This is a genomic window from Staphylococcus sp. HMSC059F04 (assembly GCF_001812565.1).
Classification (GTDB): domain Bacteria; phylum Bacillota; class Bacilli; order Staphylococcales; family Staphylococcaceae; genus Staphylococcus; species Staphylococcus lugdunensis.
The window spans coordinates 135,838-153,586 of record NZ_KV809468.1; the positions used below are offsets into that span (position 1 = coordinate 135,838).

At 34.1% G+C, this 17,749-nt stretch carries 12 protein-coding genes; all 12 read right to left on the reverse strand.

Translation table 11 applies throughout. From position 1 onward, the window contains the following. Positions 1-13: 13 nt before the first annotated feature. Entirely contained in the window at positions 14-1,333 is a 1,320-nt protein-coding gene (locus tag HMPREF2864_RS05565; RefSeq protein WP_002478453.1) for a Na+/H+ antiporter family protein, read from the reverse strand. A gap of 314 nt (positions 1,334-1,647) precedes the next feature. Further along, a complete protein-coding gene (locus HMPREF2864_RS05570) occupies positions 1,648-3,126 on the reverse strand; it encodes a M17 family metallopeptidase (RefSeq protein WP_070544918.1) in 1,479 nt (492 codons plus the stop codon). Positions 3,127-3,341: 215 nt separating this feature from the next. After that, positions 3,342-4,550 (reverse strand): NAD(P)/FAD-dependent oxidoreductase, encoded by a 1,209-nt coding sequence (locus HMPREF2864_RS05575; RefSeq protein WP_002459561.1) that lies wholly within the window; start codon positions 4,548-4,550, stop codon positions 3,342-3,344. A 283-nt stretch (positions 4,551-4,833) separates the two neighbouring features. After that, complete coding sequence (locus HMPREF2864_RS05580) at positions 4,834-5,871, reverse strand: saccharopine dehydrogenase NADP-binding domain-containing protein (protein ID WP_070544919.1); 1,038 nt, start codon at positions 5,869-5,871, stop codon at positions 4,834-4,836. Continuing rightward, the gene (locus HMPREF2864_RS05585) at positions 5,872-7,605 is read right to left on the reverse strand and encodes an ABC transporter ATP-binding protein (protein WP_002459563.1); all 1,734 of its coding nucleotides are present in this window, start codon (positions 7,603-7,605) and stop codon (positions 5,872-5,874) included. Between the two features lie 24 nt (positions 7,606-7,629). Next, complete coding sequence (locus HMPREF2864_RS05590) at positions 7,630-9,384, reverse strand: ABC transporter ATP-binding protein (protein WP_002459564.1); 1,755 nt, start codon at positions 9,382-9,384, stop codon at positions 7,630-7,632. Positions 9,385-9,407: 23 nt separating this feature from the next. After that, positions 9,408-10,868 (reverse strand): ABC transporter ATP-binding protein, encoded by a 1,461-nt coding sequence (locus HMPREF2864_RS05595; protein WP_070572133.1) that lies wholly within the window; start codon positions 10,866-10,868, stop codon positions 9,408-9,410. Next, positions 10,868-11,593, reverse strand: coding sequence for an energy-coupling factor transporter transmembrane component T (locus tag HMPREF2864_RS05600; RefSeq protein WP_062078763.1), 726 nt, complete (start codon positions 11,591-11,593; stop codon positions 10,868-10,870). Before HMPREF2864_RS05600 ends, HMPREF2864_RS05595 begins: the two co-directional genes overlap by 1 nt. Then, positions 11,590-12,168, reverse strand: coding sequence for an MptD family putative ECF transporter S component (locus HMPREF2864_RS05605; RefSeq protein ID WP_002491936.1), 579 nt, complete (start codon positions 12,166-12,168; stop codon positions 11,590-11,592). Before HMPREF2864_RS05605 ends, HMPREF2864_RS05600 begins: the two co-directional genes overlap by 4 nt. A gap of 16 nt (positions 12,169-12,184) precedes the next feature. Then, a complete protein-coding gene (locus HMPREF2864_RS05610) occupies positions 12,185-14,938 on the reverse strand; it encodes a condensation domain-containing protein (protein ID WP_070544921.1) in 2,754 nt (917 codons plus the stop codon). Between the two features lie 5 nt (positions 14,939-14,943). Then, positions 14,944-15,636 (reverse strand): VOC family protein, encoded by a 693-nt coding sequence (locus tag HMPREF2864_RS05615; RefSeq protein WP_002491932.1) that lies wholly within the window; start codon positions 15,634-15,636, stop codon positions 14,944-14,946. A gap of 2 nt (positions 15,637-15,638) precedes the next feature. Then, positions 15,639-17,747 carry a bifunctional Gfo/Idh/MocA family oxidoreductase/class I SAM-dependent methyltransferase gene (locus HMPREF2864_RS05620; RefSeq protein ID WP_070544922.1) on the reverse strand — a complete coding sequence of 703 codons (2,109 nt, stop codon included), beginning with the start codon at positions 17,745-17,747 and terminating at the stop codon, positions 15,639-15,641. Between the last annotated feature and the right edge of the window lie 2 nt (positions 17,748-17,749).

Sequence of the window (17,749 nt, forward strand, 5' to 3'; positions counted from 1 at the left end):
CTCCGTTTTTGTTTTATAATACCATAGCTGCAATTGTTCCAAAAATAATGAGCGGCACATTATAAAAGATAAAGTTTGGAATACATGTATCTCGTATATGATCGTGCTGTCCATCAATATCTAATCCTGCTGTAGGTCCCAGTGTTGAATCACTCGCAGGTGAACCCGAATCACCTAATGCAGCAGCGGTACCTACTAAAGCAATTAATGCCATCGTATCCAATCCAAGAGAAGCACCTAATGGAATAAATAACGTAGCAATGATTGGAATTGTTGCAAACGATGAACCAATACCTAATGTGACAATTAAGCCAATGACATACATGATGATGATGCTTAATAACTTATGTCCACTTGTCACTTGTGTTAAGTTACTTACCAAGTGTTGGATATCTCCAGTTTCATTCATCACACCCGCAAAGCCATTCGCTGACAAGATAACTACACCTATAAATGACATAATTTTAATACCTTCAACAAATTGACTATCTAACTCTGTCCATTTATAAACACGAGAAATGAAGAATACAAGCACCCCTGCAAGCGCACCAAAAATCATTGAATCTGTAAATGTTTGAACTAAAAATGTTGCTAAAATAGCTACAACAGTTACACCTAAGACATATGGTTTAATTTCAGTATTGCCTGCTTCGTTATCTGTATATGATTCACGCTTATAATCTCTGGGTTTACGATAGTAAATCATACCTAGTATCAAGCCAGCAATATAGCCCATTGAAGGTATTAACATCGCTTTCCAAATCATATTAAATTCGATAGGATGATGTGCTTTTGAAAATCCGCTTTGAATAATTTGGTGGAAGATTTGACCAAAACCATAAGGTAATAATACATATGGCCAACATAATCCAAAGCCAATGACTAAACCAATCAAACGTCGATCTATGCGCAAGTCATTAAATAAACTTAATAATGGTGGTATTACAATTGGAATAAAAGCGATATGAACTGGAATTAAGTTCTGGCTCATAATACTCATCGCTAAAAGTGCCACTATAATAATGACTTTAACCTTAATTCTTGACAATCGACTATTCTCTGAGTGGATTGCACGTATAATCTTATTAACTAAATAATCGGTAATACCACTATAAGAAATTAAAGCAGCAAAACCACCTAATAAAGCATAACTCAAAGCGACCTCTGCACCATCTACAATATTTTTAGCGAAGACCGCCACCACTTTATTTAAAGTCATACCTGAAATCAATCCACCAACAAGTGCACTAATAAAAAGACTAATGACTACATTAAGTCGACATAAACATAAAACAATCATTAGCACTACTGCAATAACAACTGCATTAATCATAAAAACACATCCTTTATCACTCTACCGAACTAAAGCGTTTTTGTATGACGTTTATAATAGCAGTTCAAATTACAGCTGTCAATATAAAGTTGCAAAAAAATTGTTTAAAAAAGAGCAGGACAGTATTCATTATGAATTCGTAGTCCTGCCCCGGCAAGGTTGACTAGGATTGAAAAAAGCTTGGCATCAGCGTATTTTCAATCCAGTCAACTACTGCCAATATATGGAGTTCATAGCCTAAAACATAATGATGTCCCCAGATCATTTATAACTTGATATAGTTGATTTCAGGAACTGTGTTCCCCCATGAATCTTTATGTTAATTGTTGTAACCACTTTACAATTGTTGGTATTAAATACCCTGTTGCACCTTTTGGACCATTATAGTTCTTATGAGCGATGGTAGCTGGACCCGCAATATCAAAATGTAAATGCGGCACGCTTCCGCTAAAATGACTGATGAAAGCAGCTGCAAATAAAGCTTTGCCTTGGCCATTCGTGTGATTGACTAAATCGGCAACATCTGACTGACGAATTAAACGTTGCTCTGTCGCAGTCATAGGTAGTTCAAATACATATTCTTCATATTGTTGTGCAACGGTTAAAATTTCTTTTAGTAGATTATCTGCTTGTGAATTAAATACAGCAGCCTTATCTTCTCCTAAAGCAGCAATCGCTGCACCTGTTAACGTTGCAAAATCAAGAATGGCACTTGGCTGAAATTGACTCGCATAAAAGACCGCATCTCCTAATACTAATCGACCTTCTGCATCACTATTGAGTACTTCAACTGTTTCACCACTAAGTGCCGTATAGATATCATCCGGCTTCATAGAGCTGTCGCTAATCATATTTTCAGCTGCCGCAATAATACCGACGACATTTATTGGCAGTTGTAAGCGTTCAATGGCATGCAACATGCCTACTACATTCGCTGCACCACACATATCAAATTTCATTGTTTGCATGCCTGCCTTTGACTTAATGCTATATCCTCCTGAATCATAGGTAATACCCTTACCTACAAGCATAATAGGTGCTTGCTCCTCATTTGTACCTTGATATGTCAATGTAATCAGTTGCGGTTCATGTGCAGAACCCTTGCCTACTGCGTGTAACAAACCAAAGCCTTCTGACAACAATTGTGTGCCATTTTTTATATCAATCTGAACAGCACGATCTTCAAAATGTTGTGTAATTTCATCGGCAAAAACTTTAGGCGTTAACAAATTAGGTGGCATATAACTGAAGTCACGTGCAACATTCACGCCTTCACCGACAATAACACCTTGCTCTAGGGTATGCTGTATCTCATCATCTATCTTATTCAAATAAATGGTTAAATGATATGGTACACGTTTATTTGATTTGTAATGATCAAATTGATAAATCGCTCGTGCACTTTGTAGTCCGAGCAATGTCGCGCAGTGTTGCTTGGACATTGTTTTAGATTGAAATGTCTCAAATAGTAGCTCGGCTTCTGCAATCATTTCTTTACGTAAATATTGAAATAATTGACCAAATCCACATAAATAATCAGCTGAAGTTAACGTTTTTAAATTACCTAAGCCAATTGTGATTAATCTTACTAGACGTTGATTAATATATAATGCTGTTGAAGAAATATGTCCTACATTAGCACTAATAATATGCTGATGCTTATAGCTCTCCAATAAACCTGTCAAATCGAGACCATCATAATCAATTGGCTCTAATTGATTCAGATGTGATGGTAATCCTATGATTAAAGTGTCCTTGGTACCTTGTTGTTGATTGAAAATTAATTGAACCATAGTATCATTCCTTTTATATAATTATTTAATTTTAAAATTTTCCTTATAAATTTAACTATATCATTTATAAATCATAACATAGTACCAATTAGGTATATCAATCATGTTAATATGTTGATTTAGGCACTAAAAAACCCCTTGCTCAATGCAAGAGGCTAAACGGTAGGTCAAAGTGTCCTATTAACTTTTTTTATGTTAATCGTCAGTCCATTATCTTAGAATTTACCTTTTTTGAATGCTAAACCTACGCCACCGATTTTGAATATTGCACGTGTATCGATCACTTTTTTCATGAAAGCAGCTTTTTTACCTGCAATGTCTCTACCGTATACAATACCAACACCATCATGTGAACCTAAAGAACATACTGTTCCGCGGTCAACATATTCAAAGTCAACTGTAGCTTCACCATTTAAGATATGTTTAATGTTTTTAGCCACGTGCTCACCTTGTTGCATAGCAATTTGAGCAGTTGTTGGTAATGGGCGTTCTTCACCAGCTGGAATAAACGCAGATACATCACCAATCACAAAGATATCATCATGACCTTCGATAGTTAAATCTTGTTTGTTCACGATACGGCCACGTTTAACACCTTCAAATGATGCTTCCATTAATTGACTACCGCGTACACCTGCAGCCCAAACTGAAGTACCCGCTTCTAATTGTTGTTCTTGATCATTGATTTTAACTACAAAACCTTTTTCGTTACAAGCAACGATTGGTGTAGCGATTTTAAATTCAACGCCGCGATCTTCTAAATACTTAACTGCGTAGTTAACTAACTCGTCTGAGAACATTGGTAACATTTTTGGTGCAGCTTCAACGCAAGTAATTCTAACCTTTTCTTGGTTTACACCATACTTATTACATAATTCAGGAATGCGGTCAGTTAATTCACCTAAAAATTCAATACCGGTGAATCCAGCGCCACCTACTAAAATAGCTAAGTCATTATCATTTTTCTCTTTTGAAGCTGCATAGTTGGCAAATTTATCTTCAATGTGACGAGATAAATGACGGGCAGTATCAACATTTTCAATTTGGAAAGCATAGTCTTTCATACCGTTGATACCAAATGTTTCAGTTTCAAAGCCTAATGCAACAACTAAAATATCGTAGTTAAAAATACCGCTATCTGTTTCTACTTTTTTCGCATTGCGGTCAATTTTAGTCACTTCAGCATTGACGAAGTTTACTTTGTCTTTTTTAAGTACGCTTTCAACTGGATATATTAAATCTTCGTAGCTAATAGTCCCAGCTGACGCTTCATGTAACCACGTTGATTCATAGTGATATTTATTTTTATTCACCAATGTAATTTCTGCTTCTTCAGCTGAAACATGCTTTTGTAATTTTGTTACAGTTTGTAATCCAGCATAACCTGCACCTAATACAAGTATTTTTTTCCGTTCTTGAGCCATTACTATTCACCTAAGCTTTCATTTGATTTAATTTCTACGTAGTCTAAAGTATGTGACAATAATACAATTCATAAGTTAATTCAATATGAATGTGTTGCAAAAAACAATTTATAGACTTTATACATACGTATCAATGTCTTTTTATAATCTTGATCAAGTCATTTGAGTTCACAAAAAAGACAAAATCTTCAATCCATGTTTAATTCTATAGTTTTTAGCTTACATTTTCAAGCGAATATAGGTTTAAAGTAAAAGTTGTTAATAGTTTGTTATTTTTTAACCATTAGTTATGAAAGTAGCAATGGCTTTCTTGTTGAAGCATATTTAGTAACGTCTCGGCGTCTATAGCTTCATATAAGTTTGTTAAACCATGTTGTTTAACATTCCCTTGTAATATCAATATCGCCGTCCAATATAATGTCAAAGCAGTTACATCATTCCAATCTTGTGACCACCGTATTGAAATTGTCTTGTTATCATTTAACAGCAAACTAATGCATGTAAATGGCTCATGGCGATTGGCATCAACTTCAAATTCATTGCGTAATATAGTGATGGCACTAGTGATATCATGTTGATCAAAGTGATATTTCGCTTGTGCCATTTTATAGATAATACTGTCGTCTTTAAAAGCATTAAAGAAATGTGCTTCGTTAATCGTTGTTTGCTTAATATAATTTATAAAGTGTTGATTAATAATAGGAATGCAATGATATGGTGGTGCGTCTGACTCAAGCTGACGTGTTGTCATCATATAATTTGTAGGCGTTAACTCTCCTTGTACTAAATACATTTGATTGTATGCATAAGGTGGATTAGATGTTGTCATCATTTCAAAGACAGCGGATTTAGATAGATGTCCTGTGCCTGAAAAATACATTTCTAAGGATTTTACTTCATTACGGCGATATGTATAATCAAGTAGGACTTCCGTTAATCCTGGGTTAACACCTGCAAATTGAATGGCATTGAGCTTTGCTCTACTTAGCTGGCTATACAATTCCGCTTCATTGTTTGCCCACTCAATGTCTCCAGAAGCGTCGATATAGTGCGTGTGATATGTGAGACAATATCGTAATAATTGTCTGATTGCCTTTCCAGTGCAATTTATAATCAAATCACATCGACGTATCAATGATATGATTTCATCCTCACGCTCTAAATGAACGGTTGTAAATGTAACATGTGGTGGTAACTCATGTTGAGGTTGTAGTTGTCTAGAAGTAATAATAACGTTGATATTCTGGTGGTTTGCTAATAATGTCGCAAGCTTATACCCTATTACACCATTGCCTCCGATAATACCAATACATTGTACCATTTATAATTTCCAACCTTCCGATTCACTTTTAATAGCTAAAAAGTCTTGATACATACCTGCTTCATTTGCAAGTGTATCATGCTGACCAAGTTGACAGATTTCTCCTTGTTGTAACACCACGATTTGGTCTGCATTTTTAATTGTTCCTAATTTGTGTGCAATCGTAATAACCGTTTTCCCTTTGCTCAGTTCATCAATCGCTTGTTGAATCAGATGTTCATTTTCAGGATCAATGCTCGCTGTTGCTTCATCAAGAATAATGATAGGTGCATCTTTTAGAATGGCTCTGGCAATAGAGATGCGTTGTTTTTCACCACCTGAAAGATTATTTCCTTTTTCGTTGACAACGGTTTGATAGCCTTGAGGTAAAGACATGATAAAATCATGACAACAGGCCTGTTTCGCTGCTTCAACCACTTCTTCTTGTGTCGCATGAGGTTTCCCAAATAAAATATTGTTTTCGATAGTATCATTAAACAAGTAAACTTTTTGAAAAACTGCACTAATATGTGACATCAATGTGCTTAGTGTCATATCTCTAATATCTACGTCACCAATACGTATACTACCTTCATCGACATCGTAAAATCTTAACAGCAAATGACACAGTGTTGACTTACCACTTCCAGATGGTCCAATAATCGCTGTTGACGTTTGTGCATCAATATTAAATGTCACATCTTTAATGACGGATTGTTGCTCATAGGCAAAGCTTACATGATCAAAGGCTATATTATAGTTGGTAATATTTTGGTTTGTTGCAGTTTCATTGAGCTCTGGAGCCGTTTTTATCTCGGCGATATCATCCAGTGTCACATCAATAATTTCTAACACATGTGCTGCATTATTAATATGCTCTACACTATCAAAGATGACAAATGAAAATATAGCCATCATAATGAGCATCGGTAGTTCAATTGTATGGTTAAAATATAATAAAGTTGCGACAAGCACAATAAGTACTGAAACAATTTTTAAACTTAATAAGTGAAGTAAATTAAACGGTGTATATTGCAGTTCTATTTTAGAATTTGTACGCTTACTATCGTCAACAGCACGATTGAAGCTATTTAAACTCGTATCTTCTTTAGAAAAAGCTTTAATAACTTGAATACCTCTTACAACTTCTAACACCTTCTCAACAAGCTGATTTTGTGCATAGTGATATTTCGGTGCATTACGATGACTTATTTTTTCTAAGATATAAATACTCAGTAATGATAGCAAGACACCGCAAAGTGCAACCAACGCAACCTGCCATGAGACAACGGCTAATGATAGAATAAGTACCGTGATTAGGATATATCCATTCACCACTATATCAATCATTTTCATGGCATAGTTTTCTAAAAATGTTAAATCTGAAGTTACGGTTGTTGAGAGCTCATTCGAATGATTACGCTCAAAATATCCTAAACGCACATTTTTTAATTTTTCACCAATGGTTAATCTCTCTGTAGCACTCATTTCATAGGCAATACTCTCTTGTAACCTATTTTTCGCATACGCAGTGATGAAACGTGCCAACACTAATACAATCATGACACCAAGCACCAAAAATATTTCATTACTTTCAATATCTTGATGTGTTAACATGCGATTAAACACATTGGCAGCTAAGAAGATAGGCATTGCAATAAAAATTGCATTCAGAAATGACATGACAAATCCTAAAATCATTCGAGCTTTGAAGGGTGCAGTCCATTTTAAAATTTTATTGGTTATTTGAAACATCGGAATCCTCCTTATCGTCTATCACTACGACGTGACGCCCCAGTCTTTAACACCTCTATGAATCGTCCACATTTTGTGATATGTACCTTGATTTTTAAGCAACGCTTCATGTGTACCTTGCTCAGCAATACGATGTTGATCTAACACTATGATTTGATCTGCTTGTTTAATCGTTGATAAACGATGTGCAATCACAATTAACGTTTTATTGTGTGTTAATGCATTTAAAGCACTTTGAATCTTTTGTTCATTGTCTGGATCTACATAAGCTGTTGCTTCATCTAGAACGATGATAGGTGCATCTTTCAAAATCATACGTGCAATCGTCACACGTTGTTTTTCTCCACCTGATAATTTATCACCAACAGCACCCACATATGTATCATAGCCTTGAGGTAACTGTTGAATAAAATCATGACATTGTGCTTGTTTAGCAGCAGCAATAACATCTTGATCTGATGCTTCAGGACGTCCTAATTTAATATTTTCTTTAAAGGTTAAGTTTAATAAAAAGTTATCTTGACCAACAAAACCGACTAAATCATTCAATTGTTTAGGGCTGATATTTTTAATGTTGGCATCTCCTATTAAAATGTCACCACGGGTTACATCCCAAAATCTCAATAATAATTTAGCAATCGTGGATTTCCCAGTTCCAGAAGGACCAACTATAGCGGTAAAGGTCTGGCTAGGAATTGTAAAGTTTAAGTGATCAAAAACAAGGTCTTCACTTTCACCTGTATAAGAAAAACCGACATCATTAAACGTAATATTGGTATTTTTAGGCTGTTGAAATTGTTCGGGTTGACTTAATTCTTCTAAATCTAAAATTGTTTGTACTTCAGAAATTGCATATTGAATCGACTTTAATTGATTCACATAATTAGTGAAGTTCTTAATTGGTGCAACGACACCTAAAGATAACACTAAACATAAGAAAAATGATGCTTGATCTAATTGATGTATGGCCACCAGATACATCCCCATAGGTAAGACCCCTAAAAAGGTTGATGGTAAGATGCTGGCACCTAAATTCATATAACCCCATGTTTGTTTAAACCAATTTAATGTATGTGTCTTATAATCATTGACGGCATCTTTATATTTTTGATAAGACTTTTGCGATTGATTAAATGTCTTAATTACCTCAATACCTTCGATATATTCTACAATTGAACTATTCATATAATTATTTGATGCCATTTGTGCAGCATACGTATCATTAAAGCCAGACATTAACTTTTTAAATGCAAAAAATGATATCGGAATTGTAATGAGCATTGCACATGCCATCCGCCAATCAATGACAATCATACAAACAAAAATCGCGAGTGATAATAATAAGTTGCCAATGACTTCAGGAATAATATGTGCTAGAGGTAATTCGATTGTTTCAACTTTGTCTACCATAATGCTCTTAAGTTCACCGATTTTTTTCGCTTCCACAACACCGAGTGGTAATCGCATAAGTTTCTGTGCCAATCGTTTTCTAATTGTTGACAATATGTCATAAGCTGTTACATGGGACAGCATGGTAGAACAACCGAAAAAGATAACTTGTAATACATAGGCTAAAAGCGCTATGCCAATGTAAAATAATACGTTGTGTATTTCTTTATGCCCAGCTACCACATACAGAATAATTCGATAGACTGCCCAATATGGAACTAAACCTGAAAACACACTCAAGATGGATAACAAGACCGATAACACAATTTTTCCTTTACTATCTTTACCGAAATTCAATAAAGATGTGAACCAATGTGAGCGATTTGTCATGTTTGTTACTCCTTTCTTTTACCTCATGATACTTGGAAATATGATGCCAATTTATCATGACCTGTATGATCTAATGGATAATGATCTATGACTTGTCCAGCTGCAAAATGCATGACATAACTGCATAATTCTAAAATCAAAGCATAATCATGCGTGATAATAAAAACGCGCTTACCTTGTGCATGGACCGTCTGAATATTCTGTGCGACTTGCTTCATGTGATATAAATCTAAACCTGACGTTGGCTCATCAAAAATAATAAAATCTTTATTGCTGATAAGCGCGGTCGCTATTGCAACACGTTGCTTTTCACCACCAGACAATGAGCGTGGATGCGCCTCTTTTTTAGCCAATAAATTCATGTGTTTCAAAATAGCATTAACATGTGTTTCTTCTATATCTTGATTGAGTAGTTTCATTTCTTGGTCAACACTTTCTGTAAACAATTGTGTGTTGACATCTTGAAATACCATATAGCTATGCTTTAATAATTGTTTCCTTTTTGCATGACATTGTTGCCATGAGACACTTCCTTTGAATCCCTTTGCTAAACCACAAAAACAACGTGCAAAGGTGGACTTTCCACTACCATTATCACCAATTATGGCAATCATTTCATGTTCAGGTATGCTGAAATCTGCAATATTTAGTTGTTTAGTTTGTCTCCATTTGTTGTAACCATAGCTGAAATCTTTAATGTGTATTGACGGTTGATTATCGTTATGAGGCATATCGTTTTTTATTGGGCAGGCTTGATATCTTAATCCCATTGTTTCATACTGTTGTTGTTCGAGCGCACGAAAATCATTCACCGTAAAACACTGTTGCAATTGTCCGCTATCGATATAATAGATATTGTCAGCCAAATCAAGCGCATAATCGAGACGATGATCTATAATGATTACCGTCTTCCCTTGTTGCTTCAAATAACGTATCATCTGCTGAAGCTTTTTAATACTATACATATCTAAATTGGAAGAAGGCTCATCCAAGACGACGATTTCTGGCTTACTAATTAGCACGGAAGCACATGCAATCATCTGCTTTTCGCCTCCAGACAACTCAAAGATATTCCGCTGTAATAAATGTGTTAACTCAAAATAATCCATGGTTTGTTCAATTTTCTGCATGATTGTAGCTGGTGGAACACCTTGATTTTCCAGGTTAAAAGCCAGTTCACTGGTTGTATCCACGTTATAGAATTGTGTTTTAGGATTTTGAAATACGCTGCCTACCATGGTCGAAATTTCATACATGGATAATTCAGCCATCGATTGTTGATTAAGATAAATGTCTCCCCCAATATCACCCGTTTGAACCTTTGGTATTAAGCCATTAATCAATTTTGCTATGGTTGATTTACCGCTGCCTGACTTCCCACAAAATATAGCAACTTCACCTTGTTTGATTTCTAAAGATAACTGCTTTAGTGCTGGATGTGTTGCTTCAGCATAAGTAAAAGATACGTTGTCAAATTTAATCATCAACTTAATTTCTCCTTATAATAATTCACCCACAATGCCAACATAACAATAAAGAACACCATATCTAACCACTTAAATTTGACTGTACATATATTTGTCCTTGCGTGTGGTGCATCAATGCCACGTGTCATTGCAGCAAAGGATAAATCATTGCCAATTTGTACGACTGATATAATCAGTGGAATGAGACGATACTCTAAATTTTTAAAAATATGTCGTCTTAACGTAATACCGCGCATTTTCATGGCATGATTAATATTCCTATACTCTTCTGAAATCGTTGGAAAAAAGCGAAAAATAACAGTGATTGGAATAATAACGTTGCGTGGCATTTTTATTTTTTCCATAGCGGCTATAAATTCGCTCACTTTAGTTGAATATAATGTAAAATAACCTACAATGAAACCAGGCAACATATTCATAAATATGCCTACGCAAGCCAACAAGATAAACTGCAGCATACCATGTGTATACGGCACAACATAAGCTTGTAAAAGCATCAGTATCACGAACAACATTGTAAACTTTAAAAAAGCTAAGTATTTATATATAGAAAGTAACAAGCTCAATGAACATAACGTAATCATAATACGTAAGATACTTTGTGAACTACCACTTGAAATAAGAATAGTGCTCACAGTAATTGTCAGTAAAATCTTAGTTCGAGGGTCTAATTGTGCTAACCGTGTTCTATCATCTTTAAATAAAGAACTTATTTTACTCACATAAGCCCCGCCTTTTTAAAATGTTTACTAAACATTTTCTTACCTAACCAAGCACCTAAGAGCCCACCAACGATTGTTAAAACAAACATAATTGGTAACGTCCATAATGGCGTTATAGATGCTAATGTTTGCACATATTCATGCCCATAAGATTGTTCTAACTCTTTAAAATACGCCTCTCTAGCTAAAAACATACGCAACACAAAGCCCATCATCCACAATGAAAAGACCGCATAACCCCATGCAATATTATTCCAAGCTTTGTAATCACCTTGTTTCATAATCAAATCACCAAGCAATCCACAAATCAATCCAGCTGGAATCATAATTAGTCCACTTCCCATGATGGTAAAAGCTAGCCCTAATATAAATCCAGTTAGTGTTAACATCCCAAACTTTTCAATTTTCATCACATATAAAATAAACGGTATACCACAAACGATTGGACAAATTAATCCTAAAAATGGAATTAAAAACGGTATATAACCTAGCATAAAAGTAACAAAAAAGACGACCAAATAAATGGCTGTAAAAATACCTACTGTAATTAAATCTTTAACGTTTAACTGTTTCATAAAAATGACTCCTTTACTAATGAGCTATTAAATTTGCTATTGCTGTGGCATTATCTTTATCTTCTACGCAATCGTAATGATTACCTGGAATATTTTTTTGTTCAAAATTACCTATGCAATATTGTTCCCATTGATCATTATCTTGTGCTGGCAATAAAGAACTATTTTCTTTTTGTTGCGCATTTAAATACGTAACATCCCCAATGTAAGTCGTGGGCACCATATGTGCGGATTCCCAACTTGCCATTTGAACTTGATAAGAAGACATTAAAAATGCTTCATTAATAGTTTCTCCATTTGTTTCCTCTATTACATTCGCATAAATCTTAAATCGTTCATCAAATGTTTTACGTTCAAAAAAATGTTTTAATTGTGTAACTAATTGATCTGATTCCCCATATTTATTTTCCAGGAAATCTAATAAATGATATTGTTTGTCTTGTTCTATGTTGCTATACATTTCTTTAATACTCTGAGTTAATTTATTGTATTCAATATCAGGAATGACATCAGAGATTGTTATAAAATGATTTTGTATATATGCCATTTCTGACACGATGTCATCTATTTGAGATATAGGTGATATCGATGTATCAATTAACGTCACATGTTCTACATCAATGCCTTGTAGTGTTAAAATATTAGCAGTTTCTAACGCTACCAATCCGCCCGAACAATATCCTACAAGATGAATCGATTCATAATCCGTTTCACTAATCATTTCAGCATAGGATTCACTAATTTTTTTAACAAGACTTTGACGATTGATATGACAATATTGCTCTTGATTGTTAATGGTAATTCCTGCCAATGCATCGCGATCAATAGCTTTTAAATCATCGATTAAATAACTCAAGCAATTCATCGTTCCTAAACCAGCATGAAATAGTATTTTTAGTGTCGTACCTTCCTTTTTAAAGAATGTCAACTTCCCGATTGATTGATTACTTTCCGACTCCTTCACATTTTCTACTTCAGCAATTTTGGTATTAATTGCATTGAATAGCATATTAATCGTGGGTTCGGCTAATAATTTTCGTAATAAACCATCAAAATTGATGATTTCATAATCATGTGATTTACACGATTCAACCACTTGAGTAGAAAGTCGTGCTAATACTAGTGAATCCGCACCAAAGTTATAAAAATTGTCATCATAAGATAGTGAATTGACTTGTAATATCGACTGACAATGGTCGATGATTTCTTGCTTTAAAGATTCGGGTACTAAATCTGCTTGAACATCAGATGTTTTATTATCTATTTGTTTGACGTCTTGCTGTTGTGACATGATTTGCTGATACGCACTTGTTTTTCTTTCAGTGTCATACCAAAAGCTAAGTGCCTTAGTTAAACTTTCACTAGTTGTATAATTCATGAGCATGTGTTCTAAATCCATAATAAACCTATTGATAAATGCTTCTTTAAAAATACCTTGTCTCGTATCAATATTAACGTTTAACTTACCGTTAATTTCCATGATTTGACAATCCATAAACACTTGTGGCGATTGACTTAAGCCTTCATCCCCAATTTTCAAATGCTCAAAGTGCATATCTCCAGTCCCTAATGAACTTGTAAAAACAATAGGATACAGACGATTTGAATTTGTTTTTCTAATCTCTCTAATTAAATCAACACCGGTAAAAGTGTTATGCTGTAAGTCCTCTAATAGTGTAGCTTGAATCTTTGAAGCGTTTTCCAAAAACGAACTATTTTCATCAACATTGATTGATAATAAGTTCGTAGAGGTGAAATCACCGACAATATGATCAATATCTTTATATGTTTCATTACGGTTCATCGTCGTTAAATTGACTACAAATGTCTGTTGATCAATCCACTTATTGACAACACAAGCAAATGCGGTTAGTACAAGTGTATTTGGCGTTAATCCATGCTGTTGTGCAAATGTTTTTAAATTTAACCATGACTGACGATTGACTACAAATGAATTTCTTACAAATAAATCTTTGGCATTATCAATAGTAATTGGTAATTGTGGATATTGTCCTAAATGTGGCAACTTATTTAACCAATATTGCTGATCAACCAAATATTTAGAGCTTGCCTTAGTTAATTCGCTTTGCATATATATATCTTTTAGCTCGTAGTCTTGAGATGTATCAATAACGTCATTTTCATTAAAATAGGCACTTTCAAACGCTTTAAGTAATATCCAAATACTTGTCCAATCTAAAATTAAAAAATCAAACGATAGGTGCAGTATGGATTGCTCATGTCGTTGCGTAATACCTATATCAAATAATGGCCATGTTGCTGGATCATATTGTTTATCTTGAAGTTGTTCTCGTATTAAACGACTGTCACCATTTTCATTATTTACTAATAATTTATAATCTAAGTCACCTGACAATATCGTTTGTGTCTCCCATGAGTCAATAATCGTCCTCAATGCTTGATGTTTCTTTATGAGTTTATTCCATACTTGATTAGCTCGCTCTATGTCTAATTTAGGAAATTTGACTTCAAAATAGACATGACTTGATACATCTCCAAATTTGCTTTGTTGCCCTATTAGATAGGCACTTTGAATGTCTTTTAAGGGAAAGCGTGTTGCACTTTGATAATAATTAACGTCACTATGTTTTAATAAAAGCTTTAAAATATCCTGTTTGTTTTGCTTCAAAAATACTAATATTTGTTCATTTATTTTTGCATTTTTACTTTTATAATGTAATTGACCGTCTTTCGTCCACAGCGTTATACCTTGCTTATATAACTCAATGAGTTGCTGCTCTAAATTCACCTTTATCACATCCTTTCTAAGGTAATTTTATTAGATAATTGATACGTTTCATTTTGATTATTTTTCAAAATAACTTTATCAATTTCTGTAATATTTCCTTGTTTTAATTGAAGTTTGTCATCATGACAAACCAATTGGCACATCAATTGATAATCTTGTGGTTGACACACGAAGATAACCTTATCAATTTCTGTGAATTGATTCGAATGAATTGTACTTGAAGGCCTCTGTGGCGTACTATAATCTGAAACCACAAACGGTAATGTTACAGGTAGAATTGGATAATAACTAAATGCTATCTTTTCGTTTTTTAAATTTTTTCTATACCACGTAATCACCTTTCTCCCTTTGATTTCAAATTGATTTAATATTGTTTTGTTTTTTGAAAAGTGCGCAATAGACCTTAAGCTAGCTTTTTGAGCTTCAATGGCAAAATCTATAAATCCTTGCTGACTACAACACCATTTTTTCCATCGCGCTTTCATTGCACGGCCATAAATCCATCTAAAAATATAAGCAAATGGCATTAATGTGCGATTCATTTCTATAAGTTCAATATAGGGACCCTCATTGAACCAAATAAATGCATTTTTAGATTTTTCACCGCCTCTTTCAATTTCAAACCCTAGCTGTTTGAACGCTTCCATCGCTTGTGCAAGATTTTTCACTTTATATTGTAAGTGGCCAATTTTATACATAATTACCTCTTTTCTAAAATAAATAATGCTTGCTTAAATGATGCTAATTCATCGCTTTGTTGTGGTTTTTTATCTAATAGTTTAAATCCCGTCTGATTAAATAGTTCATACCATTCATCTAGCGTGAGAAAGGTTGTATTTTTACTTTTTCTAATATCAGTTGGCTCAGTCATCATAAATGCTTGAGAAATTAACATAGGTGCCGATTCACCATAAGCTTCACCGATGATAAGTTTGCCTCCTTTAGTTAAAATCTGATGCACAGCCTTAAGTAATCTGTTCAAGTTCTTCGCGTTATTAATAACACCCACTGCGATCACAATGTCTATAGGCTGATAAGCATTTAATTTGCTATGATGAAGGTTATCTATATTTAGAAGTTGATATCGCATAAAGGTTTTATCAACAAATTGTTTTTTTGCCAACGAGATAAAATACTGCGAAATATCCGTAAAGAGATACGACCCCGTAAATATCTGCCCGATTTGTTTCAAAATGCACGTCGTAGTTGCACCTGTACCAGCGCCTAATTCTAATATATTGAGCCTTCTATGTTCTGCGCATGTTTGAACGTATAAAGCAATTTGTGTGTTAATATAGCGTGCAATCGCTGTATGGCGATACAACGCATTGGCAATGTCAATATCTCCATGTTCAAATAAAATTAAATTAACTGGTTTATCTCCTCTAACGATAGCTTCAATATGCTCAAAGTGTGCTTTAAAATATTGGAAGATTTTCTTTGGCATAATAGATGTTATCCATTGCTGCTCAAGATGATCCCATTCATGTTGCACGTTATCTTTAGTAAGCGTTTGATAATCAAAAATATATGCATCATCCATAGTTTTAATTACATAAAAATGATCTACTAAATAATTCAACCATCTGCTCATAATGTCTTTATTGTTAGGATGTACTTCTAATCTTTCAAATATGTCATCTAACATATAAGACTGTTTCTTATCTAAATACTTACCTAATACATAAAGCATGGTGAGCGCACATACACGTTCTAATCTAAGCAGTTGACCACTTATATCATCATCAGACGCAATGTCATATTTGAACTGACTGACATCAAAGTACGCATAAAAATCATTTTCTGTCTTTTGTGGATAACCAAATGCTTGCATAAGTTTTTTCCAAGCCATGGCATGATTGATGTGGCTCTGTGCCTTGGAATTAAAGCATTTTTTACTGTAATATTCTTGGTTTAAATATAAATTTATTTCTTCAAAAATCATCCGAGTCCAAAGTTCTGTAAATATTAATTGCTGTGTTTGTTCATAGCTTGAATATATCGTTTCTATGTTATTTTTTTGCATGCCAAGTGGTGGATGATCTTTTAATTTATAAGGCAACAAGTGTTCTTTTGGAAAATGAATATATTCTCTCCACTGCACATTACCGTGCGGATCGGTTAATGCTAGTTCGCCACCTTGAAATCCTATTTTTATATTGAATAACTGTCGCATAAATTGGTCAATATCATCACGAACTTCATTGTACGCACTTAAATTTAATTGAATACCATTTAAATTAGTCGAAAGTAAATGATACGGTCCATCATTATTTAATTTTTCAGGGAGGGGCTCATTTACAAACGCTGGTAATAATTTACATAGTATTTCTGCCACTGGATAAGATAACTGTGTTGCAAATTCGAAATTGATATATTTAACATCTTGTTCCTTTTTTATGATTTGATAATTTTCGATAAAATTTTGTACTGATGGCAATCTACTATATAAATTGCAAATTGCAAAATAACGTTGATTTTTTCGAGCGACCCCATATAACTCCGCATATTCCCTCTCAGAAATAGGTTGTTCAAATATGACATCTATCCCTTTTTGTAATAGCTTTTTGGCAATAATATTGCCTTGACCACCTTGAACTTCTGATTTAATTGCTACACATGCAAAATCAATATGACTCGGAATCTCATCGATATGCGTATATAAATTTAACTGATAAAATTCAGCACAGTCGACAGAGCGTTGACTACCATTTGCTAACAACCCACAAATATTTATATCATCATGTTTACGTATCGCCTCTATATAAAATTGACCAAATCTACTGCCACATATAATACAATTTTTCATAT

Excerpts from the sequence above, each read along its gene's own strand:
- HMPREF2864_RS05575 (WP_002459561.1), bottom strand. The coding sequence starts at position 4,550 with ATGGCTCAAGAACGGAAAAAAATACTTGTATTAGGTGCAGGTTATGCT.
- HMPREF2864_RS05585 (WP_002459563.1), bottom strand. The coding sequence starts at position 7,605 with ATGTTTCAAATAACCAATAAAATTTTAAAATGGACTGCACCCTTCAAA.
- HMPREF2864_RS05580 (WP_070544919.1), bottom strand. The coding sequence starts at position 5,871 with ATGGTACAATGTATTGGTATTATCGGAGGCAATGGTGTAATAGGGTAT.
- HMPREF2864_RS05590 (WP_002459564.1), bottom strand. The coding sequence starts at position 9,384 with ATGACAAATCGCTCACATTGGTTCACATCTTTATTGAATTTCGGTAAA.
- HMPREF2864_RS05565 (WP_002478453.1), bottom strand. The coding sequence starts at position 1,333 with ATGATTAATGCAGTTGTTATTGCAGTAGTGCTAATGATTGTTTTATGT.
- HMPREF2864_RS05595 (WP_070572133.1), bottom strand. The coding sequence starts at position 10,868 with ATGATTAAATTTGACAACGTATCTTTTACTTATGCTGAAGCAACACAT.
- HMPREF2864_RS05620 (WP_070544922.1), bottom strand. The coding sequence starts at position 17,747 with ATGAAAAATTGTATTATATGTGGCAGTAGATTTGGTCAATTTTATATA.
- HMPREF2864_RS05605 (WP_002491936.1), bottom strand. The coding sequence starts at position 12,168 with ATGAAACAGTTAAACGTTAAAGATTTAATTACAGTAGGTATTTTTACA.
- HMPREF2864_RS05570 (WP_070544918.1), bottom strand. The coding sequence starts at position 3,126 with ATGGTTCAATTAATTTTCAATCAACAACAAGGTACCAAGGACACTTTA.
- HMPREF2864_RS05615 (WP_002491932.1), bottom strand. The coding sequence starts at position 15,636 with ATGTATAAAATTGGCCACTTACAATATAAAGTGAAAAATCTTGCACAA.